This is a genomic window from uncultured Helicobacter sp. (assembly GCF_910577135.1).
Taxonomy (GTDB): domain Bacteria; phylum Campylobacterota; class Campylobacteria; order Campylobacterales; family Helicobacteraceae; genus Helicobacter_C; species Helicobacter_C mastomyrinus.
On sequence record NZ_CAJTLL010000019.1, the window covers coordinates 11,518 to 34,637 of the forward strand.

The following is a 23,120-nucleotide window of genomic DNA, read 5'->3' on the forward strand; positions in this document are numbered from 1 at the left end:
AATTTTAACATAATATTATGCTATTGTGGCTAAAATTCTTCATATCTAAAAGCACTTTAAGAGAATAAAAAGTAAAAAATATTGCCTGACTTGGGGAAAGCACTAAGGAGAAAGTATGGATTATCTTAATCTTGCAAAAACTTATCAAACACCACTTTATGTGTATGATTTAGGGGCTATCACTCACGCATTTAATGCAATAAAAGACGCTTTCAAGGCACGCAAATCACTTATCTGCTACGCATTAAAAGCAAATTCAAATCTCTCTATTATCCACCATTTAGCCACGCTTGGCAGTGGAGCGGATTGTGTGTCTATTGGTGAGGTAAAGAGGGCGTTAAAAGCGGGGATTCCTAAGTATAAGATTATTTTTAGCGGTGTGGGGAAACGTGATGATGAGATTCTACAAGCCTTGCAAGCGGATATTTTATTTATCAATGTAGAGAGTGAGGAGGAATTAACGCGTATAGAATCTTTAGCAAAGAGCATTAATACAATCGCGCGGATCTCTGTGCGGGTCAATCCTAATATCGATGCTAAAACGCACCCCTACATCTCCACAGGTTTGCACGAAAACAAGTTTGGCGTAGATATAGAACAAGCTAAATCAATGTATATTTTTGCGAAAAATTCCCCATTTCTTGAGCCTGTGGGGATTCACTTTCATATCGGCTCCCAACTTACAGAGCTAGAGCCTATCAAACAAGCAGCGCAAAAAATCGCAGAACTCGCCCATAGTCTCCTAGCACTTAAAATTGATTTGAAGTTTTTTGATGTAGGTGGAGGCATTGGCATACAATATACTAATGAAACACTTATTAATCCTTATGACTATGCACAGGCGATTTTAGGAGCATTATATGGGCTTGATTTGACAATTATTTGTGAGCCCGGACGTTTCCTTGTGGGCAATAGCGGTGTGCTACTCACAAGTGTGCTTTATGAGAAGCACAATGGCACAAAGCGATTTGTGATTGTCGATGCAGCGATGAATGACCTCATACGTCCCGCACTCTACCACGCTACACATACGATAAAATGCCTCTCACAAAGCAAACAAGGACAAAATGATAGCGCGAAGTTATGCGATATTGTGGGACCCATTTGTGAAAGTAGCGATTTTTTGGCTAAAAACATTGCCCTGCCCCCACTTAGCACAGGAGATGTGCTAATGATACGTGATGCAGGGGCGTATGGATATAGTATGGCGAGCAACTACAACACTCGTCCGCGCCCGGCTGAAGTAGCATTTATGGGTGAAAATGTGCGACTTATCAAGCATAGAGAAAATATAGAATCTATGCTCAAAGATGAAGAAGAGCTATTGCAAGAATATAAAAACGATACAGCAAAATCTATTCATAGCAAAAAGGGGATAGAGAATGACACCACAAGATGAGGTATTAGGGCAGCTACGTAAGCAAATTGATGAGATTGATGATATAATCTTTAACGCCCTAGAATCACGTATGGCTCTTGTAGCGCAAGTAGGAGCGCATAAGCATAAATATGGTAGTGCGATTTACCGCCCAGAACGTGAAAGGCAGATTATCCAAAGGCTTAATCAAAAAGGCAGTAGATATATGGATTTACGCGCGATTGAAGCAATTTATCAAGAGATTTTTGCCCTCTCACGCAATTTAGAATTGCCCCAAAAAGTCGCCTTTTTAGGACCCATTGGTAGCTTTACACATCAAGCCGCTGAAGAGCGATTTGGCGCGATGAGCGAATACATACCGCTTAATACTATCAGTGCCGTTTTTGAAGCCTTATGCACTAAACGCGTGAAATACGGAGTCGTGCCGCTTGAAAACAATGCTAATGGTATGGTGGGCGAAAGCATTGATTTGTTAGCGCGATTTGATTTTAAAATTATTGCCGATATGATTTTGCCTATACATCATAGTTTTTTGAGTAATTGCGAACATCTAGGCGAAATTAAGACCATTTTTTCTAAGGATATAGCCTTTGGGCAGTGTCGTAGCTTCCTCAATGCACACAATCTAGCGCATATTGAGCAAATACCCACAGATTCTACCGCACGTGCCGTGCAACTCGCCGCAAATACACCTCAAAGTGCTGCCATTGGCTCAAAAATCGCGGGCAAAATATATGATCTCCCTGTAATGTTTGAACATATCGAAGATTCTATCAATAATAAAACACGTTTTGTAATCATCAGTGATTTTGAGCTTCCCCCTACAGGCAGGGATAAAACCTCTCTTTTTGTGAATCTTAAAGACAAAGACCAAGTGGGCGATTTATTTCGCTTGTTGGGAGATTTTGAAAAAGAGGGTATTAATCTCACACGCATAGATTCTCGTCCTGTGCGTGAGAGGAATGACTTTAGAATGGGATTTTTTATCGATTGTGAGGGGCATTATAAAGATGCGCCCTTGCAGCGACTTTTAGCCAAAAGAGGAGAGGAAATCAAGTGGCTAGGGAGCTATATTTTTACCGATATGCGAACATAAGAGAGCAAATTCAAAAAGAGAATTAAGAGACAAAGGTTTTCAATGATAGATTTTAAAGTGCTAGAATTACAAGACAAAGCAATATTGCAATCTCTTGTAAGTGTGAAAGGGCGGTGGATTGCGGATAGTAACTTTACTAATATGTTTATGTGGCGACACGCGCGTGAGATTAGCTATGCGATATTGCAGGGGCAATGCGTGATACAAACGCGCTATCCTAATGAAAATCCCTTTATCTTTTACCCGTTAGGGCAGGGGAGCAAAAAGCCTATTATAGAGGCTTTGATAGCTCATTATAAATCTTTAGGCTTACTCCTAGAAATCCGCTCCTTGCAAAAGAGTGAGTGCGAGGAGCTAGAATATGATTTTCCACAGCGCTTTGACATAGAGGCAAAACGTGATAGATTTGATTATATCTATCATACTCAAGAGCTTATAGAATTAGCCGGACGCAAGTTTCATAAGAAAAAAAATCATCTCAATCGCTTTTATTTGCAATACCCACAGACACAATTTGAGTCTCTCACACGCGCAAACATTGATGAAGTCATTGCAATCAATAACCTTTGGTATGCCAATATGAGCAAAGATGACAAAGGCTTATATTTTGAGAATCTTGCCATTAATGACGCATTAAGACATTTTGATGAGCTAGATTTGCAAGGTGGACTTTTGCGTATTGATGGCGAGATAGCCGCTTTTAGCTTTGGAGAAATGCTTGATAGAGATTGTGCGTTAATACATATTGAAAAGGCAAATATCGCTTTTAATGGCGCGTATCAGGCGATTAACCAAGCATTACTTAAAAATGCCTTTGCTACTTCCCAATATGCCAATAGAGAGGAGGACTTAGGCATAGAGGGCTTACGCAAGGCAAAACTCTCCTATCAACCTGCCTTTTTGCTTGAAAAATATTATGCGAGGCTAAAAGTGTGAAGTATAAGCCCTTTTTGCGTTTTTTACCCAAGGTAGGGCGATTGGCTATTGATGTAGGTATACTTATAGTGCTAGGGAGTGTATTTTTTGTTTTGCAACACAATGGACTTGTGTGGTTTAATATGCCAAGTGATAGGGCTTATCCCATCAAGGGTGTAGATGTATCAGCTCATCAAGGGCGCATTGAGTGGGAGACACTCGCCGCGCAAAATCTGCATTTTGCATTTATCAAAGCCACAGAGGGTAGTAACTGGGTAGATAAGCACTTTGCCTATAATTTTGACGCCGCACAAAAGGCAGGGCTTTATGTAGGGGCATATCATTTCTTTAGTTTTGATTCACTTGGCAGCACTCAAGCGGCAAATTTCATCGCGCAAGTGCCGCTTTTGGAATCTGCTAAGATTCTCCCTCCAGTGGTGGATATGGAGTTTTATGGCACAAAAGCGAGTAATCCCCCACCCGCAAAATCTGTCTATAAAGAGCTTGATATACTTTTAGAGATTTTAGAATCTCACTATGGCGCAAAACCCATTATTTACACTACGCCGAGCTTTTATGATATGTATTTGCGCGGACGTTATGAGAAATATCCGCTGTGGATTCGCTCTGTGTTTTTTGCGCCGCATTCTTTTATGGCGAGAATCTTTAATTTGTATTTTGATAAAGCCCATTGGAGCTTTTGGCAATACAATCCCAAAGGTGTGCTTAAGGGGTATAGCGGTGGGGAAAGATATATCGATTTAAATGTATTTAATGGCGATGAGAAGGCATTTAAAAAATGGCTCACGCAGCATAAAATACGAAATAAACACTAAAATCTTGCTTTACCTTTTGCTAGAGAAACCACACACTTATATTGGTTTTTATAATATAGAATCTGCACTTCCATTCCATACATATAAGGAGTTTGTATGTCTCAGTATTTGCCTACATTTGGCTCTATATGCCATAGAAATTTTTTCTATATTCTCTGTGTGAATGCACTTCTTTACACGTTATATATGTGGCACTTAACGGGGGGGGGGGCAGTATGAAAACCTAGGGGCAATTCTAAACATTTGCCTAAAAAATCTTATTGTTAATTTTGTCTTTCTCTATCCTTTGTTTTACCTCCTCGCCTTTATTCCTCACTCATCATATCTTATTTGGTTATTTGTAGCCATTATGTTTGTAATGGGTCTTGTTGATACACTTCTTATCACTACCTTTCAAACACCTCTTATGCGATATTCCTTGATATTTTTTTCTCTAGCAATACCCTTGAAATAAAAGAATTTACCGCATTTTATGGCGCAGGAAATATAGACATTATCCTCGCCTTTTGTCTTTTTAGTATTCTATTCCTGTTGCCTTATTCTAAACTGCTACGTTTAATATCCATTTGACAAAATTTTTGCAAATTTTCCCATTTCTTGCCCCTTATCGCCGCTTCTTAAGCAAACATTATTCGCAGCTTTTTGCTACCCTATTGTGTATATTATGCTGCTTTGGAGCAGGTATAAAATACTACCTAGTAACCGAGAGACTTGCTTATACAGCAAATTTTACATATTATGCCATCGATAAAAATGCCTTTATGCGGTGGAAAGAATGCGTTGAGCATACCATAGTGAGCCGACCCCACATAGCCCAATACAAAGAACTACTTAAATCTTACACACACTATGTTGAAAATGCCCCATCTACCATTACCGCCTCATCATCTCCTATCCCCACAATCGTGCTTATTATCGACGAATCTACCCAAAGAAATTATATGGGTCTCTATGGCTATCCTCTCCCTACTACACCCCGCCTTGATATCCTCAAAGAAAATGGGAATCTTGTCGCGTTTAATAATGTTATCGCGCCCCATTCTCACACCAATCTTGTGTTAGAAAAGCTCCTTACCTTTCATAATTATGAAAATGCACAAACACCTTGGTATAAGCAGCAAAATCTCATAGATATTCTTAAACTTGCTGGTTATACTATACATTGGCTAAGCAATCAAGAGGTTGTCTCTATTTATGGTAACGCTCCTGAAGTCATCTCTACTCGCGCGGACATAACGCGATTTAGCACGATAAGCGATTCATATAGTGCAGGAAAAGCCTATGATGAAATTCTGCTATCACTTTTGCAGCAAGTGCGTCAAAATGAGCAGATTCTATCCCCTAACACAGAGGCACAATCCCCACAGCCTAGCAAAAACTTCTATCTTTTCCATCTTATGGGGACACATCTAGGTTATGATGGTCGCTACCCTAAGAGTTTTGAAACCTTTAATATAGATACACTAAAACAATATAACCTCCACACCCTCACGCCCTATCCGCACACATCAAGTACAATCCTTAATCCCAGACAATTACAAATTAAAGCCCATTATATCAATGCGATTTTATATAATGACTATGTGGTAAATGCGATTATAGAATCCTTTAAAGATGAGGATGCACTGATTTTTTATATCAGCGATCACGGCGATGAAGTATATGATTTTAGGGATTTTGTCGGGCATAGCGAAAATATCGGCTCACGATTTATGATAGAAGTGCCTTTTATGGTATATATGAGCGATAGCTTTAGAGAATCTTATCCTCATATCGCCCAAAAGATTGAAAAAGCAAAAGATTTGCCCTTTATGAGTAATGATTTTATCCACGCATTTTTAGATGTGCTAAACATTAACTACACAGGGTATAACCCTACACGTAGCCTTTTTAACCCACTCTTTAATGACAAACGGGCGCGAATCTTTGCCGGGAAAGATTATGATAGAGATATGAGAGATGAAGGCTTATTGCAAAATGCACTCTTTCCCTCAAAGCTATGGTTACATCGTGTCGATGAGACACAAAAGCTTATAGATTTTAAAGATAAATATAAGGGCTTTGAAATCGATGTGCATTTTTTGCTTGCCCCTGTGCCACATTTTGATGTAGGACACGATGGATTAGAATCAAGTATAGGACTTAAGCTTGAGGATATGCTAAAACTTATGCAAGATTCTATAAAAAGTAACGGGTGGGTGGAGGGCATAAGCGACTTTCCCTATCGTATATGGCTTGATTTTAAGAATCTCCAATCCACAAATGCTGCTTCCGCCCTTAAAGTTTTAGAATCCCTTTGCAAAACCTATGCTATCCCTCATTCTACTTTCATCGTAGAGAGCGGCAATTATGAAGATTTAGGCATATTTAAAAAGGCAGGATTTTTTACTAGTTATTATGTGCCTTATTATAAACAAGAGGAACTAAAGACACAAAAAGAGGAGGTTATAGAGCATTTGAAAGCTATTATTAAAAGTGGCAATGTCTATGCGCTAAGCTTTCCTTATTATTTATATCACTTTATTAAAGACGCACATTTAGGGTATTTTGACGGGATAGAGTGGATAGATATGCCCCTTCTTACGTGGAATGAGGGGCAAAGCCCACAGCAAAATATGCAGACAGAAGCTTACTTTGATCCACAAATTAAAGTGATATTAGTTGGTGAAAAAGGTGAATATCGATAAATAAGGAATTTGTGCAAGAGAGAGGACTAAACAGGATTCAAGCAACTAGGGCAATATGCCCTAGCAATACTACTTGTCTTACCCCCTAATGGAGCAGCTCTTATAAGTGAGGGAGTGAAGAAAAAATTTGGTTGTATCGATGAAAAAATCAAAATCAAGTGAGCAGGGCAGGATTCCAAAACGTCTCTCAATAGGCACATCAGGGTCTAACAAGCGCCGCACACTCACACTCCATTTGCTTTCTGTATTTGCCGATGAACCTTGCAGATTCCAAGTGGCGACTTTAAAATCATTAATATTCCCAAACATATAAGAAATGCCTAAAGCGATAAAAAATAGCACTTTTTTTCACATATTCTCCTTGATTTTTTCACTAACTATCCTTGTAGGACTTATCTGCTTTTCATCACTGCACAATCTCTTCATTAATCTATACAATATAAAGACGAGGTTATTCAACTCAAAAAAGAGTAAATGAAGTGCTATAAGGCAATTTTTTGCTGTTTATTTTTTATGGAATAAAAATTTTATATTTATTATATCTCTGCTATTACGCTTTGTGCTGCATTTGCACGAAGTGCCAATGCACACTTGTAAAAGGTCTTGTTAGCAAAGCGAAGCTTTTAGAAAGGCAGAGTCTCTGCTAACACCTAAAGGGTTGCCTTATAACCAAGACGTTGTTTTATTCATCAAGTGTATTTTCAAGGTTGAGATTCATATATTCCATAATGAAAAGACGCATACGGGAAAGCACATCAAGACATATATCCAGCTCTTGTTGAGAAAATTGAGCGCTAAAGAGATTCTCAATTTTATTTATCCCATCTTCAATGAGATTAAGCGCATCTTTTCCACTAGGTGTAAGACTAAAAAGTTTCAAACGTTTATCGTCCTTTGGCACTTCTGCAGAGATAAGCCCTTTGGCAATGAGTGAATTTATTTCGCGGGAAATGGTAGCTTTATTTTTTTTTAACTCTTTAGCAATATGGCTAATATGAATCTGTGGTGTTTCAGAGATAACAAGAAGTATAATGCCTTGCTCAAAGCTGAGATTCTGTGCTTTGAGTTCGTTTGTAAAAAGTGCTTGGAGGGCGCGGCTTGCCCCCCCAATATAATGTCCAATAAATTTTTTTCTCTCTCGCTGCAAGCCCTATCTCCTCCTTAGCCTCAAATGAAAGATAAATAAGATTATAACAAAATTTGCTATAATTTGCACCTTAGGCATAGCAGGTGGTTGCTTTTGCTCACGCAAAAGAGGAAAGTCCGAGCTACTTAAGACAGGATTCCATTTAACCAATGGCTAGGGTAACCTAAGGGAAAGTGCAACAGAAAACAACCGCTTTTAGAAACTTTACAGAATCTGCGAAGCAAGGGTGAAAAGGTGGGGTAAGAGCCTACCGACTTTACAGCAATGTAAAGTGTCTATGCAAACCCAATCCGTAGCAAGAAGAGTATGGTTAAAGTCTTAGATAAGAACTCTTCGCTTGAGGTATGTTGCAAAACATATCCTAGATAAATAGCCACCCACGACAGAACTCGGCTTATCGCTATGCCTATCCCCGCCATCTTATGACACCTTGCCTTAACTTTATTCAAGCTATGCTAGAGACAAGCCCCCTCATTTTACACAGATTCAATACCTGTATATAGCAGAATTTATTATACAAAATCTATTATCTTTAGCTTCAATCTATTTTTAAACTCATCGCGTAATAATTCGAAATGCACATTGCCACATTGCCCGACTTCTCGCTTACAAGTGGCAAAAAATTCAACCCCAACGAGTCGCGTTTGATTATTTTTATCATACAAGATATATTCAAAATGTTTACCCTCGTTACCAAGGGGCTTTATAGATTCTATACTTAAGCCATTGCATATAAATATCGGCGTAGGATTCTCCGCACCAAAAGGCTCAAATCGCTCTATGATACGCATTAACTCTTCATCAATCTCCCCACTATCAAGAATCCCAAGCACCTCATCTGCTCCTGCCTCCTCTATGACTAAATGTGTCTGCAAAGATTCTATAAAATGCTCTAACCTCCCCACTTCTAGGCTTAAGCCCACCGCCCCGCTATGCCCACCAAAGCCTAGCAAATGCTCACTCAAAGATGTAATGCTTGCTATGAGATTTACCCCACCATAGCTGCGTCCGCTACCCTTTAGCACACCTTCACTTTCATTAAAGACAAAAGCACTCTTGCCATATTCATTAGCCAAAGCAGAAGCGACTATCCCTAGCACGCCTTCGTGCCACCCTTGAGCATAGCTTACCACAATATGCTCTCTTTCTATGAGATGTTTATGTGCGGATTGCAGAATCTTACTTTGCGTTGCCTTACGCATTTGATTAAGCTCCAAAAGCTCATCATATATCGCATTTGCTTGGGTAAGATTCTCGCATACCAAAAGCGCCAATGCCTTATCTGCACTCGCCATACGCCCAGCAGCATTCAAAAGTGGCACAAAATAAAAGCCAAGTGTTTGGGCATTTATATGCCTATATTTTAGTCTAAGAAGCTGCGCTAAAGGCGTTTGAATCTGTCCTAATCGCTCTATGCCTCTTTTCACAAGGAGGCGATTTATCCCTACAAGTGGCATTATATCGCCAATGCTAGCAATAGCAAGATATTCTAAAAATGCGCTCATATCGACTTTCGCCCCTAGCTCCTGCTTCAAAGCAGCACAAAAATACCACGCTACCACCGCACCACAAATCGCCTTTTGTGGAAAGGTGCATTCAGGCAAATAAGGGTCGATAATCACATCAGCATTTGGAATCTCATCTGTGGGCGTGTGATGGTCTGTAATAATAAGTGGAATCCCCGCTTCCTTACACCATTTTGCCGCGCATACCGCGGTTATGCCATTATCTACACTTACCACAACCGCGGCATTATTGGCATATTTTTCTAAAAGCGCCCCACTCACGCCATAGCCATCATCAAAGCGATGAGGGATAATAAGGCGCATATTGGCATAGCCTAAAAGCCTAAAAAAATGTATCATAACTGCACTTGCGCATATTCCATCAGCGTCATAATCCCCCACTACAAGCACTTCCTGCCCCTTTTTGATACATTCTGCCACAATACGTGCTCCCTCCATATTGTGAGCTAAACATTCGGGCTTAGGCAAATGCTGCAATGAGGTAATACCCCTATGCACATCACGGGCTAAAAGCATTTCTAGAATCTGCGCCTTATCGACAAAAGGATATGCCATCAAATTATGCTTTTTTATGTACTAGAGTTTGCTTCACAAAGGCAAGTATGACGGGATTTGGGTGCTGTAAGCGTGAGGTAAATTCAGGGTGAAACTGCACACACACAAACCACGGGTGATTATTTAACTCAATAGATTCTATCAAGCCATTGCTTTGTCCGCTTACAATCAAACCATTTTTTTCAAAAAGTTCACGATAGGCGGGATTTGCCTCATAGCGATGGCGATGGCGCTCTTTAATGAGGCTTTGCTTCCCATAGGCTTCATAGAGTTTGCTACCCTCTTTGATATGGCATTCATACTCGCCTAAACGCATAGTCCCGCCCATAGGGGAGGTATGTGTCCTTAGCTGCATATTACCCTGTGAATCGATAAAGTCTTCGATGAGATACACGACAGGCTCTTTTGTATGCGGGTCAAACTCTACGGAATTTGCCGCCTTTATACCTAGCACATTCCTTGCAAACTCAATCAAAGCAAGCTGCATACCTAGGCAAATGCCCAGCATAGGAATGCCCTTTTCCCTTGCATACTTAATCGCGGCGAGTTTGCCTGCTATTCCCCTTTCTCCAAAGCCTCCGGGGATAAGGATAGAATCCACATCGTGCAAAAGGGAGAGATTTTCTACTAAGCTCTCGCTATCAATCCACTTAATATTCACGCGTGTATCGGTATTTGCTCCGGCGTGAATGAGTGATTCTATAAGCGATTTATAAGATTCTTTAAGGCTTAGATATTTACCCACAAAGCCAATGGTGATTTGCGTTTTGGGAGCGATGATTTTTTTCACAAGCATATCCCAATTATCCATTTTAGGCTTTAGCGTATCAAGCTCTAAATGCCTTGCTATGGGTGTGAGTATGCCCTCTTCTAAGAAATTTAGCGGACATTTATATATGCTTTGGGTATCTTCAGCAACTATCACGCTATCATCATCAACATCGCAGCTCATCGCAAGTTTACGCTTTAACTCTTTATCAAGGCTTTTCTCACATCGCGCGACAAGAATCTGCGGTGAAATCCCTATACGTCTAAGCTCCTGCACGGAATGCTGTGTGGGCTTTGTCTTTAGCTCTCCTGCAGCTCGCACAAGCGGGATAAGGGTTACGTGAATAGAAATCACTTGCTTACTGCTTAGCTCGTGCTTCATCTGGCGCATAGCCTCTAAATAAGGCATTCCCTCTATATCACCCACCGTTCCCCCAAGCTCCACAACTAAAAAATCACTCTCCTTTCCTGCAAATTTAATACGTGATTTAATCTCATCAACAATATGCGGGACGATTTGAATGGTTTTACCTAGATACTTGCCTTTACGCTCATTTTCAATCACAGACATATACACTTGCCCGGTGGTAAAGTTATTTTTCTTATGAAAATCTTTGTTTAAAAATCGCTCATAATGCCCTATATCTAAATCCGTTTCCGCGCCATCGCAGGTTACAAACACTTCTCCGTGTTCTAATGGACTCATTGTGCCCGGATCGACATTAATATAAGGGTCAATTTTCAAAATAGACACATTATATCCGCTATGCTGAAGCAAGGTAGCGATTGATGAAGAGGTAATGCCCTTGCCAAGAGAGCTTAACACGCCTCCGGTTACAAATATATATTTTACTGCCATTTATATTGCCTTGTAAATTTTTTGTGTAATCATATTAAATCAGTGCTTAAAAGCTTAATTAATTTACTTTTTTTTGTATTTTCTTATTTATGATTATGGCTTTACAATTTTTAACAGCATTTATCATACAAACTCATAGGAGCGCGACCTTGTCATCTACGATTATTGCCATTATTGGCTTATTCATTTGTGTTTATATCCTGCCAAGCATTATTTTAGCAATGCTGCAGACTGAGCACATTAAGGCAGAATTGCATAAGCCTGCTGTCCTTTTAGAATCCGAAGACTACAAAATAGCAGGTGAATACGCACTTGCTTCTTTGCGATTAGATATTATCTCTAAAATATGCGAAGCTATAGTTTTTACCCTGTGGGTGAGCTTTGGACTGGATTTTCTTAATACACAATTTGAAATCTTACTAGGACATACTCTAAATCCCTTATGGCAGGGTGTTGTCCTAGTGCTAAGCTTTATCATTATAAATAGCATTGTCGATTTACCTCTATCTGTGTATAAAACCTTTGGGCTTGATAAAAAATTTCATTTTTCTAAACAAACACCTCGTATCTTTATCGCCGATTTGTTTAAAACATTGATTTTAAGTGTTATCATTGGGAGCATTGTGGCTGCTTTACTCATTTTTATCATTGAAAATATCTCGCTGTGGTGGATTGTAGGTTTTGTAGCATTGCTTGGGGTAGTTATTTTAGCAAACCTTGTCTATCCTACGCTCATTGCACCATTATTTAATAAATTCACCCCCCTTGATGATGAGAATCTCAAATCACGTATAGAATCTTTACTTAATAGCATAGGTTTTAAGAGTAATGGTATTTTTGTGATTGATGCTTCAAAGCACGATAGGCGGCTAAATGCGTATTTTGGTGGATTGGGTAAAAGTAAGCGTGTAGTGCTGTTTGACACTCTACTAGATAAGATTAGCACTGATGGACTGATTGCGATTTTGGGACACGAGCTAGGGCATTTCAAGCATAATGATATATTTAAAAATATTGTTATTATGGCTTGTGCGTTATTCGTGCTATTTTTTATCGTAGGACATTTGCCAGATTCACTTTTTAATGCATTGGGACTAAAAAATAATGGAGCAGGTGTATTAATCGTAATACTGCTTATCTCGCCTGTAGTTGCCTTTTGGTTTATGCCTCTTATTGGCTATTTTAGTCGCAAGGCAGAATATGCCGCTGATGAGTTTGGTGCGGATATTTCAAGCAAACATTCCCTTGCAAATGCACTTGTGCGCCTTGTGAATGAAAATAAAAGCTTCCCTAGCTCACACCCTGCCTATATATTCTTTTATTACACCCACCCACCGCTTTTACAAAGGCTCAAAGCACTCGATTATGAAGTGCAGTATTGAATCCCTCCTCAAGCAAGCCACCTTAGAGCTAAGACAAGTCGCTCAAAGCCTTTATCTTAAGCCTCAAATGGAAAGTGAAATCCTCCTTAGCTTTCTCTTGCAAGTGCCGCGTGTATATCTCCACACGCACAGCACACAATATATAGAATCTACCACTGCTAAAAGCTATTTTGCCCTGATTAATGAGCGCAAAAGCGGGAAACCTATCGAATATATCACTCAAAGTGCAAATTTCTATGGGAGGGCATTTTTTGTAAATCCTGATGTGCTAATCCCCCGCCCAGAGACGGAAATGCTTATTGACATAGCCCATCATCTCATTAATACCCATCATATACAATCCATCGCTGAAATTGGCATAGGCTCGGGCATTATCACTACCACACTTGCACTTATAAGTCCTACTTGCCACTTCTTTGCCACGGATATAAGCAAAGCAGCCCTAAAAGTCGCACAAAAGAATATAGCCACTTATGCACCAAATGCGAATATTACTCTACAACATTGCGATATTTTGCCCTCTCCTGCCCCGTCCTTTGATCTACTTATTAGCAATCCTCCATATATTGAAGATGACTATCCTATTAGCAGAGCGCTTACTTTTGAGCCAAAAACTGCCCTTTTTGGCGGGAAAGATGGTTTAGATATATACAGGCAGATATTTAAACATCTCTCTGAAGTCTCAAATGTATGGCTACTCTGTGAAATAGGCTATAATCAAAAACAAGCCTTAAGCACAATGCTTGCAAACGCGAACGCTCAAAATATCGTGTTTCACAAAGATTTAAGCGGCTGGGATAGGTGCGTATGCGCGTATTTTCCTTAAAGTTTGAGCCGCCCTTTAGAGAAGTCAATCAAATCCTGTATGCTTTGTATATTAGGAGGAAACATTATCATCGCAATTTCAAAGATTCTAAAAGAAGTGAGCGCATCGGCATAGGCACGATGCGAAATAGGCGTGTGTATGCCTAAAAAATCATTGAGATAGGAGAGAGCATATCGCTGGGAAGGGATAGTCTTTCTAGCAAGTTCAATCGTGCAAAGCTTAGGGTTAAAAATCCCAAACATACCGCACTGACGCAAATGATAATCCAAAAAGCTATAATCAAAATTCACATTATGCGCCACAAACACACCATCATCTAAGAATCTTCTAAATTGCGCTAAAACTTCATCTCTATGAGGAGCAGTAGCAATATCTGCCTCTGTAATACCCGTAAGCTCTGTAATATTCTCTGGCACACAGGAAGCATAGACATAGCTTTCAAAAGATTCTATAATTTTCCCCTCCCGCACTTTCAGCGCACCAATCTCTATAATCTCGCTACTTTGAGGCTTAGAGCCATTGGTTTCAATATCTACAAACACCAAATTGCTCTTTTGCCATAATCTAGCGTGTGTATTAAGGTAGAAATACCGCTCTCCATTTTGCTCCTCCACGTCTAAAGGCGCACCCGCACCTTTAAGCAGCTCAAGCTCACTCTCCACATCAGCATAAAGCCCTCCTATATTTTTAATATACATATAGAATTGCTTTTGTGGTATTGGATTATGACGCAATTTATCAAAAAGCTGCGGATATGTCATAGCTTTTATTTGAGGGAGGCGATTTGCAGTGCGTAGTTTGAGGAACTAAAAATATAGCTTCCAGCTACGACCATATCAATCCCAGCTTGTTTTAATTGAGCGATATTTTTATCGCTCACCCCTCCATCAATCTCTAGCAGACAAGCGGGATTCAGTCTATCGCGAATTTTTTTTATCTCACGCAATTTATCAATACTACGAGGGATAAAGCTCTGCCCCCCAAAGCCCGGATTCACACTCATTAGCAGGACTAAATCAACATCGGGTAAAATGTATTCTAAAAGTGTTTCGCTCGTGTGGGGATTAAGCACCACACCAGCTTTAACCCCGGCATTTTTAATATGCCAAATGAGGCGGTGCAAATGCTGCACTTCCTCGATATGCACACTGATGAAAGCAGGTTTAAGCGGGAGAAATAAATCCACAAAGAAAGGCACATTTTTAACCATTAAATGAATATCAAGGGGCTTTGTGGCTACTTTAGCAATGCTCTCCACAATGCAAGGACCCATTGTGAGATTAGGCACGAAATGCCCATCCATCACATCAATATGCACATAATCACACCCACCATCGCATATACTTCTCACCTCTTCACCTAGTTTTGTAAAATCCGCTGCAAGCATACTGGGCGATATAAGCACTTCTTTAGCCATTTTTATCCTTAGTTTATAAGACTTATGAAAATCAAGCAATGAGTGGCTGCTATGCTTATCTCAATACCACGCAACGCTCATACATTTCTAAATAACATTATAGAATCTAAACCTTAAAAACTCACTTTGCAAATGGCACGAAGTGTGGATTTAAACTTACGCAAAGCTTAACCTTGCGGCGATTTATCGCAGTAGCAAAAGAATACGCTATGCTTTTATATTTCACTCAAAGGAGAGGATTAAGATGTCTTATGCTTTTTTTGCACCACTTGTAGGGCTATATGCTCCTACTTTGCTTTATCCCACGCATAATTTGCCAAAGCCACAAATGCCATTTATCCCCTATGGGTTTAATATCCCCAAAGTAGTCCAAGCAAGCAAGATCAAGAATCCCAAAGCGATTGTGATATTTGTAGGGGGATTTTGCGATACGATTATGTGTGCCGTGTATAGGGCGTTTATCGCCTTTGATGAGCCTTCCTGCCTCAAAATCTATACAAGCTTTAAGATTCAACATCTCTTTACCTCGTGGCTAGTGCCTTTAGTCCAATGCAAACTGCCTATTTTTGTCATCGCGCATTCGTGGGGTGCGAGTAATTTCTACAAAGCCTTGCAGAATCTAGATTCTAAAAATGTATCCTTAGAATATCTCCTCACGCTTGATCCTGTGGGCTATCACCTGCCACACACTCGTCCTATTGATATAAAATTATGGGAAAATGTGTATATCGCAAATAAATGGGCGTATTTGAGGCGTCCTAATATTGTCGCTCTCATAGGACACCCGTGGAATGCCATCAAGGTAAGCGATAGGAATATCATAATGCACAAACCCGCCCATCACGCAAGTATAATGGCTATGATTGAGGCGAGTGGGTTTCATAGTGAGATTCATAGAATCATTAGAGTTTAAAGCTAAAATGTTATAATTTCAACACAGACACAAGGAGCAACTTATGATTAGCGTTATTATCGATACTTTGAGAGAATCTGCTCTGCGTATTGACGCACTTTTAAAGCATAATACAAGCGGTTATCTGCAAAGCACCAATGCAAGTGGCGATATGCAGCTTGAAATCGATGTAGAAGCAGATAGAATCTTTCAGGCAAGTTTGCTTGAACTACCCTGTGTCAAGGCAATTTGCAGTGAGGAGCAAGAAGATATTTGCTACTCTCAAAGCACAGATGCACCTTATATTGTCGCTTATGACCCGCTTGATGGCTCTTCACTCATTGATAGCAATTTAAGTATTGGAAGTATTTTTGGTATTTATAATGGTGAGCTAAAAGCCCAATCGCTCATGGCGAGTGGCTATGTGGTGTATGGACCCTGCCTTGAGATGGTTGTCGCACAGGAGAGGGCCTTGCATTATCGTTACATTGATGAGCAATGGCGCAATTTAGGCGCACTAGAGCTTCAAGCAAAAGGACGTATCAACGCACCCGGCGGTACACAAAAGCATTGGGAGGCAAAGCATAAAATGATGATAGAATCTCTATTCGCGCAGGGTTATCGTTTGCGCTATTCAGGTGGCATGGTGCCAGATTTACATCAAATCCTTATTAAAGGCGGAGGGCTTTTCAGCTACCCTGCGACAAACGATGCACCTCAAGGCAAACTCCGCAAACTCTTTGAGGTATTTCCCTTTGCCTTTGTGTATGAAAAATGTGGAGGTTATGCAACTAATGGTGTGCAGAGAATCTTAGAGCTTGAAGTAGAGCATATCCACGAAAGCACCCCTTGCTTTTTTGGCAGCTATGAGGAGATGGAGCTTGTAAGGAGGGTATATGAATGATGAAGCACTAGAAAATGATGCGATTTTCGAGCAGAATTTGCAGGATAAAACAGCCATTTTGCAACAATGTCAGCAAGAGAAGCATTTTACTTCTTGCTCACAATGTGAGAGCTTTATAGGTTGTGAGAAGCGCACTGAATATGTCAAAGCTGTATATGAAAGTATGTCCAAAGGGCAGCAGGGTAATTTTGATTTTAACTAGATTCTAAAAGGAGCATTATGCAAAAGCGTTATATTACCTCACCTATTTATTATGTCAATGATGTACCTCACATTGGACACGCTTATACGACTTTTTTATGTGATATGCTAAAGAAATTTTATCAATTACAGGGCAAGGATATGCTTTTCACCACAGGCACAGACGAACATGGGCAAAAAATCGAGCAATCCGCCCAAAAAAATGCTTTAGAGCCTAAGGCGTATGCGGATAAGATTAGCGCGAGATTCCGCGAATTATGGAATGAATTTCATATAGATTATGATATTTTTGTGCGCACAACTGACAATACGCATTGCCTCAGTGTGCAAAAAGCCTTTGAGATAATGTATGACAAGGGGGATATTTATAAGGGCAGCTATGAGGGGCATTATTGTATCTCGTGTGAGAGCTTTTTTACCCAAACGCAACTAGGAGAAAATCAATCCTGCCCCGATTGCGGTAAGGTAACGCAAATTGTGGAGGAGGAGAGCTACTTTTTTGCCCTAAGCAAGTATCAAGATAAGCTCTTAGCGCATTTTCGCGCTCATCCAAATATGATAGCTCCAGCTTTTTATCAAAATGAGATTATTCATTTTGTAGAAACAGGTTTGAATGATTTATCCATCACGCGCACGAGCTTTGAATGGGGTGTGCCACTGCCGCACAATCCTAAAAGAAAAGATGATAAGCCCCACGTGATGTATGTATGGCTTGATGCGCTTTTGAGCTATCTTAGCCCACTAGGCTATATGGCAGATGGTGAGAAAATGCCCTATTGGGAGCATACTACACATTTTGTGGGAAAGGATATTTTGCGATTCCACGCGGTGTATTGGGTAGCCTTTTTGATGAGCCTTGAGCTACCCTTGCCAAAGCATATTTATACGCACGGGTGGTGGACGCGCGATGGGGCAAAAATGAGTAAAAGTATAGGCAATGTGGTCAATCCAAAAGAAGTAGCTAATGCCTATGGAGTAGAATCTCTGCGATATTTTTTATTGCGCGAAATGCCTTTTGGGCAAGATGGGGACTTTAGTCAAAAGGCACTGATTGAGCGAATCAATGCAGAATTAAGCAATGATATGGGGAATCTCCTCAATCGTCTTTGTGGTATGAGCGAGAAATACTTTGATTTGAAAATAGATTCTACTGATGTGGAGGCATATTTTAGCGAGGAGTTAGAGCAGATACACACTCTTGCCCACAATACGCAAGAAAAAATGTATCATATCCAGCCTCATCGCTATATTGAGGAGCTATGGAAGATGTTTGGGCTTGGGAATAATGCCATTAGCAAATATGAGCCGTGGAATCTTATCAAATCAGGCAAGGACAAGCAAGCTATGGCATTGCTAGGACTGATTGCCAACATTTTAGCTAAAAGCAGCCTTTTGCTTTATCCCATAATGCCACAGAGTGCTACTAAAATCGCCACTGCACTAGGCCTAGAGATTAATGCTAAGAACTTTAGCGATTTTATTATACAAAAGCGTCTTTTAGAATCTTTTGTGTTAGAGAAAATTCCCCCGCTTTTCCCCCGTATACAAGCCCCAATTTTAGCCGAGCCATCAGCTATCACTTCACAAAATGCATCACAAAAAGCAGATTTAAAGCAAGATTCAAAAGCAGCAAACAAAACGGGCTTAGTTGGCATTGATGATTTTCAAAAGCTTGATATGCGTGTAGGGCGGATTGTAGAATGTAGTCCTATGCCTAAAAGCCAAAAGCTCCTTAAGCTTTTAGTCGATATTGGCGAGAGTAAGCCACGACAGATTCTATCAGGTATCGCGCAATATTATCGCCCAGAGGAGCTTATAGGTAGGCAAATATGTTTAATTATCAACCTCAAACCTGCTAAAATGATGGGAGAGATAAGTGAGGGAATGATACTTGCTAGTAAAGATGAAAATGGTTTATCGCTTCTTAGCGTGGATAGCCCACGAGCTAATGGAAGCAAGATTAGCTAAATCCCTTTTGTCAAGGAAGTAATGTGAGGGTTAATGAAGTAGTAGAAATCACCAAAGGAGTGCTTCTTAATACGCCATCTATTGCGATGTTTTCACGTATTATTTGTCATTTGGAGAAAATTGAAAAAGGTGATTTGTATATCGCACTTGATGAAGAAGCAACTTCTTATCATATCACACAAGCTATTCAAGCAGGGGCATATGGGGTAATCTGCGAAAAAAATATAAAAATAGATGATGAAGAGATAGCATATATTCAGGTAGAAAATATCCAAGATTGCCTTATGCGGCTTATTCGATATAAACTTTTAGTAAAAAATGTCGCTCTTATTGATTCTCTATCCATTATCGAAGAATCTATCGCGAAAAATATTATTGATGATGAAAAAGTATGTTTTTTTGAAGGTGATTTAAGTCTATTTGTCGAATCTCTTAATAATGAAACTATCAGCCTTGTTATCACGCATAATAAGCAGATTACAGATCTTGGTTTTAATATCTTGCAAGTTTCTAAACCCAAAGAACGTCCGTTCTTGGTGCTTTCCCACACACTTTTTGATAGCACGATTTTATATGAGGGCACACATTGCCGCATTAATCTCCCTAAGCTGTTTTTTAATGAACTAAGTGCCGTGCTCCATCTCTGCCAGCAAGAAAACATCTCCTATTCACTTCAACACTTTAGACAAATCCCATTCTTTAAGCCCAATTTTCTCAATGCTTTTGGTAAGATTATCGAATACGGACAAGCCTCAAAGGTAGCCATTGCCGAAGAAGATATTGAACATTTCAAACGTTATATGGCTTATATTGCCAATAATGCTGCTTGGGGGAAGATTCTCTTCCTTGTGCCACAAGTGTATTTAGAGCTTTTTAATCAAATCGCACAAACACGTTCTTATGCTACACAAGAGCAGTTATGCGAGCATATTCATAGGGAGAATTTTAACTTTGCACTTGTTTTGGGTATTAATGATGATACCTTAGTAGATGCACTTAATAATAATTATAAACCATTTATCGAGCCTGATTTATTCTCTGGTGTGTGGAATGAAGAGCCCCAACAACAGCTTTTATGAATACGCCCTTGCAAAGGCAGAGCATATCACATCTGCTAAAAATATCGCCCCGCTTTTAGCACAAATCGCTACCTTGCCCTATATCCCCACAAGCTTTTATAGTGATAAAGGCATTCATATTGTAGCTAATGATGAATATATGTATAAAGCCCATCAGCAAACATTTTGCACACTTGCTAAAAAGCTTAAGCCTTGGCGCAAAGGACCCTTTTTTTTATTTGATTTGCATATCGATAGCGAATGGCAAAGCTTCATCAAATGGCAGATTCTCGCGCCACATTGTGATTTAAGAGGAAAAAAAATAGCAGATGTGGGTTGCAATAATGGCTATTATATGTTTGAAATGCTCCTTCATCAGCAAGATAAACCCCAAAGCATTATGGGCTTTGACCCTAGCGGGATCTTTAACGCTCAATTTGCTTTTATTAATCACTTCATACAAGCCCCTTTAAACTTTGAGCTACTTGGTGTGGAGGACTTACCCCTATTTTGTGAATCTAACAAACATTACTTTGACATGATCTTCTGCCTTGGGGTGCTGTATCATCGCCTTAGCCCTCTTGAGACGCTTAAATGCTTGTATCAATCCCTCGCAAGTGGCGGCGAGGTGATTTTAGACACACTTATTTATGAGAGTGAGGAAGAGATTTGTCTTAGCCCTGCTAAAAGCTATGCTAAAATGTCAAATGTCTATTTTATCCCTAGTGTCGCTACATTGCGGGGGTGGTGTGAGAGGGCGAAATTTAGCTCTTTTGAAGTGCTTGGATTTAAGCCTACAACCACACAGGAGCAACGACAAAGTGAATGGATAGATTCTCAAAGTCTTGAGATGTTTTTAAATGATACGCAAACGCTTACCATAGAGGGCTACCAAGCCCCTATACGAGGTTATTTTAAACTTAAAAAATATTAATTCAAGGATATGCTATGGTAGATGATGGCTTTAATGAAATAAATGTAAATATCCCACTTGAAAATAATGAATTGGTCGTATGCACGGATATGTCTCCAAATATTGTGGGGGAACTCACTGAAATCTATCGCAACAAGGTTGTAACGCGATTTGCCCCTACTGAACGTATGATTATGGATGAGAGCAAAATGATTCATGCAGGTTTTATATTTAATGCCGCAAGCTTTGCGGCGATGGCAGCCATTAATAAAAAATATAGTGTGCTTATCGCTGCTGATGTGAAGTTTCTCGCACCTATTGAGCTAGGACACGAAGTGATTTTTAAAGCAGAGGCGATTCAAAGTGATACAAAAAAATGTGAAGTAAAAGTCGAGGGATATTTACTTGATATCAAAATTTTTGATTCACTCTTTCATATTGCTGTTTTTGACAAAAAAATCTTTAAATTACATTTTAAAGATGATATGTGATACACAAAATAACACACACTGCCAACTTACCTAAAATAATATCCCTATTAAGTTTCTTTTTTTTTTTTTGTAGTAAAATGCGGGCTCTAAAAAGTGTAGCATAAATTAAACACTTGACTCTGGGAGGAATGTATGGGCTTTTTTAATCGGTTTAGTATTGGCATCAAACTTGTTTCAGTAATTTCTGCAGTAGTTTTGCTTTGTGTGACTGCAATCATTATAGTGGTATCACAGGTCTCTTCTAGCGTATTAGCAAATGAGAGTGATAAACTCCTCATAAATACTGCTAATCGCTATAAAAACTTAATGCAAGGTGGGATTAGGGAGCTCTATTCTACTGCAATTGGCGTAGGGGGTGTAGCTTCATCAATGCTAAATGAAGGTAATATGCCCGATGAAGAAACACTTACAAACCTTATGACAAATATGATTGATTTAGGTCGTTTTTCTGTGGGTGGGTTTGTTATGATGAATAAAAACTACACGCAAAACTACCTTAAGAGTCAACATACATTACCAGGTGGAGAATTTGCTATTATAGGTATTCACACTGATCCAGAAAGAGCCGAGGTGGAGACTCTTCCTATGAATGCAGATATCCTTTCTCAAATTCCTGAGATTCAAGTATCACTCCAAAACGGCAAAACAACTACTCTTTTAGCCAGAGAAGTTACCATTAATGGACAAAAATTATACATAAAGCCCGTGATTGTTCCCATCATTTACAAGAAAAGAGTATTGGGGATAATAGGAAACTTCCTTAATCTTAAAGCCCTTGAAGAGGATTTAGCACAAAAAGAACTTGATGTATTTGATCACTCGCAACGATTTGTACTTAACCATTCTGGCGAGATAATCTTTAATAGCGATACAGAGCATCAGGCTGCCACACGTCTTAAAAATCTATATGATTTAAATCCACACCCAAGCAGCAATGCGCTTATTAATGCAGTCAAACAATCACAAGATGGTATTTATACCTATACTACAATCAGTGGCACTCAATCAAAAGCAGCTATTGCAAGTTTTGAACTATGGCCCGGCACAGATCAATGGTGGTCAGTAGTCTCTTTGGCAGCATTCTCCTCAATAGAAAAGCCCGTTGATACCTTACAAATTGTCGTGCTTATTGTTGGCATAGCTGCAATTATTGTTATCTCGCTTATTATATTTGTATATATCCGGCTAACTATTGTTCGAAGAATACATCATATTTCCCACACCCTCTTTGAATTCTTCAAATTCTTAAATCACGAGAGACAAACAGCGCCAGAACCTTTACGCATTATTGCAAAAGATGA

Annotated in this window: 20 protein-coding genes, 1 other RNA gene and 2 pseudogenes; 17 read left to right on the forward strand and 6 right to left on the reverse strand. The window is 39.6% G+C overall.

The features are described 5' to 3' along the window. The first annotated feature begins 115 nt into the window (after nt 1–115). From lysA to QZ289_RS09005, 6 genes are all read left to right on the forward strand, one after another. A complete protein-coding gene (gene lysA / locus QZ289_RS08980) occupies nt 116–1,399 on the forward strand; it encodes a diaminopimelate decarboxylase (RefSeq protein ID WP_295701775.1) in 1,284 nt (427 codons plus the stop codon). Beyond that, complete coding sequence (locus QZ289_RS08985; protein ID WP_295701778.1) at nt 1,383–2,474, forward strand: bifunctional chorismate mutase/prephenate dehydratase; 1,092 nt, start codon at nt 1,383–1,385, stop codon at nt 2,472–2,474. The genes lysA and QZ289_RS08985 overlap by 17 nt, the downstream gene beginning before the upstream one ends. 42 nt (nt 2,475–2,516) lie before the next feature. Next, the gene (locus tag QZ289_RS08990) at nt 2,517–3,410 is read left to right on the forward strand and encodes a phosphatidylglycerol lysyltransferase domain-containing protein (protein ID WP_295701780.1); all 894 of its coding nucleotides are present in this window, start codon (nt 2,517–2,519) and stop codon (nt 3,408–3,410) included. Then, nucleotides 3,407–4,225, forward strand: coding sequence for a GH25 family lysozyme (locus tag QZ289_RS08995; RefSeq protein ID WP_295701782.1), 819 nt, complete (start codon nt 3,407–3,409; stop codon nt 4,223–4,225). The genes QZ289_RS08990 and QZ289_RS08995 overlap by 4 nt, the downstream gene beginning before the upstream one ends. 96 nt (nt 4,226–4,321) lie before the next feature. Next, entirely contained in the window at nt 4,322–4,444 is a 123-nt protein-coding gene (locus tag QZ289_RS09000; protein ID WP_295701784.1) for a hypothetical protein, read from the forward strand. A 359-nt stretch (nt 4,445–4,803) separates the two neighbouring features. Further along, the gene (locus tag QZ289_RS09005) at nt 4,804–6,912 is read left to right on the forward strand and encodes a phosphoethanolamine transferase (RefSeq protein ID WP_295701785.1); all 2,109 of its coding nucleotides are present in this window, start codon (nt 4,804–4,806) and stop codon (nt 6,910–6,912) included. A 207-nt stretch (nt 6,913–7,119) separates the two neighbouring features. Here QZ289_RS09005 and QZ289_RS09010 read toward each other — a convergent pair. Both QZ289_RS09010 and QZ289_RS09015 read right to left on the reverse strand, forming a co-directional pair. Further along, nucleotides 7,120–7,221 (reverse strand): annotated as a pseudogene (locus QZ289_RS09010) (cytolethal distending toxin subunit B family protein); the annotation flags it as partial. A 373-nt stretch (nt 7,222–7,594) separates the two neighbouring features. Continuing rightward, nucleotides 7,595–8,059: a MarR family transcriptional regulator gene (locus tag QZ289_RS09015; RefSeq protein ID WP_295701787.1), complete on the reverse strand. Its 465-nt coding sequence runs from the start codon at nt 8,057–8,059 to the stop codon at nt 7,595–7,597. 71 nt (nt 8,060–8,130) lie between these two features. On the opposite strand from QZ289_RS09015, the gene rnpB reads away from it, so the two are divergent. Next, an RNA gene (gene rnpB, locus QZ289_RS09020) (RNase P RNA component class A) lies at nt 8,131–8,472 on the forward strand. A gap of 99 nt (nt 8,473–8,571) precedes the next feature. Here rnpB and recJ read toward each other — a convergent pair. Further along, nucleotides 8,572–10,140 (reverse strand): single-stranded-DNA-specific exonuclease RecJ, encoded by a 1,569-nt coding sequence (gene recJ / locus QZ289_RS09025; protein WP_295701789.1) that lies wholly within the window; start codon nt 10,138–10,140, stop codon nt 8,572–8,574. Nucleotides 10,141–10,144: 4 nt separating this feature from the next. Beyond that, nucleotides 10,145–11,767 carry a glutamine hydrolyzing CTP synthase gene (gene pyrG, locus QZ289_RS09030; protein ID WP_295701791.1) on the reverse strand — a complete coding sequence of 541 codons (1,623 nt, stop codon included), beginning with the start codon at nt 11,765–11,767 and terminating at the stop codon, nt 10,145–10,147. 149 nt (nt 11,768–11,916) lie between these two features. Here pyrG and QZ289_RS09035 point away from each other — a divergent pair, with 149 nt between their 5' ends. Both QZ289_RS09035 and prmC read left to right on the forward strand, forming a co-directional pair. Next, nucleotides 11,917–13,149 (forward strand): M48 family metallopeptidase, encoded by a 1,233-nt coding sequence (locus QZ289_RS09035; RefSeq protein WP_295701793.1) that lies wholly within the window; start codon nt 11,917–11,919, stop codon nt 13,147–13,149. Further along, nucleotides 13,133–13,975, forward strand: a complete 843-nt coding sequence (gene prmC, locus QZ289_RS09040; RefSeq protein ID WP_295701795.1) for a peptide chain release factor N(5)-glutamine methyltransferase — start codon at nt 13,133–13,135, stop codon at nt 13,973–13,975. The genes QZ289_RS09035 and prmC overlap by 17 nt, the downstream gene beginning before the upstream one ends. Here prmC and QZ289_RS09045 read toward each other — a convergent pair. Together QZ289_RS09045 and rpe are read right to left on the reverse strand one after the other, a co-directional pair. Then, the gene (locus QZ289_RS09045) at nt 13,972–14,736 is read right to left on the reverse strand and encodes a 3'-5' exonuclease (protein WP_295701797.1); all 765 of its coding nucleotides are present in this window, start codon (nt 14,734–14,736) and stop codon (nt 13,972–13,974) included. The genes prmC and QZ289_RS09045 overlap by 4 nt on opposite strands. A gap of 5 nt (nt 14,737–14,741) precedes the next feature. Then, complete coding sequence (gene rpe, locus QZ289_RS09050; RefSeq protein ID WP_295701799.1) at nt 14,742–15,392, reverse strand: ribulose-phosphate 3-epimerase; 651 nt, start codon at nt 15,390–15,392, stop codon at nt 14,742–14,744. A 244-nt stretch (nt 15,393–15,636) separates the two neighbouring features. Between rpe and QZ289_RS09055 the strand changes: the two genes are divergently transcribed. The 8 genes and pseudogenes from QZ289_RS09055 to QZ289_RS09090 all read left to right on the forward strand — a co-directional run. Next, complete coding sequence (locus QZ289_RS09055) at nt 15,637–16,305, forward strand: hypothetical protein (RefSeq protein ID WP_295701801.1); 669 nt, start codon at nt 15,637–15,639, stop codon at nt 16,303–16,305. A 46-nt stretch (nt 16,306–16,351) separates the two neighbouring features. Beyond that, nucleotides 16,352–17,188 (forward strand): class 1 fructose-bisphosphatase, encoded by an 837-nt coding sequence (locus QZ289_RS09060; protein ID WP_295701813.1) that lies wholly within the window; start codon nt 16,352–16,354, stop codon nt 17,186–17,188. After that, on the forward strand, nt 17,181–17,390 hold the full coding sequence (locus QZ289_RS09065) for a hypothetical protein (RefSeq protein WP_295701803.1): 210 nt from the start codon (nt 17,181–17,183) through the stop codon (nt 17,388–17,390). Before QZ289_RS09060 ends, QZ289_RS09065 begins: the two co-directional genes overlap by 8 nt. Nucleotides 17,391–17,407: 17 nt before the next feature. Continuing rightward, complete coding sequence (metG, locus tag QZ289_RS09070; protein ID WP_295701805.1) at nt 17,408–19,357, forward strand: methionine--tRNA ligase; 1,950 nt, start codon at nt 17,408–17,410, stop codon at nt 19,355–19,357. A 23-nt stretch (nt 19,358–19,380) separates the two neighbouring features. Then, entirely contained in the window at nt 19,381–20,436 is a 1,056-nt protein-coding gene (locus tag QZ289_RS09075) for a hypothetical protein (protein WP_295701807.1), read from the forward strand. Beyond that, nucleotides 20,408–21,349, forward strand: coding sequence for a tRNA 5-methoxyuridine(34)/uridine 5-oxyacetic acid(34) synthase CmoB (gene cmoB, locus QZ289_RS09080; RefSeq protein ID WP_295701809.1), 942 nt, complete (start codon nt 20,408–20,410; stop codon nt 21,347–21,349). Before QZ289_RS09075 ends, cmoB begins: the two co-directional genes overlap by 29 nt. A 14-nt stretch (nt 21,350–21,363) precedes the next feature. Continuing rightward, nucleotides 21,364–21,819: a hotdog domain-containing protein gene (locus QZ289_RS09085; RefSeq protein ID WP_295701811.1), complete on the forward strand. Its 456-nt coding sequence runs from the start codon at nt 21,364–21,366 to the stop codon at nt 21,817–21,819. A 132-nt stretch (nt 21,820–21,951) separates the two neighbouring features. Beyond that, nucleotides 21,952–23,120 (forward strand): annotated as a pseudogene (locus QZ289_RS09090) (methyl-accepting chemotaxis protein); the annotation flags it as partial.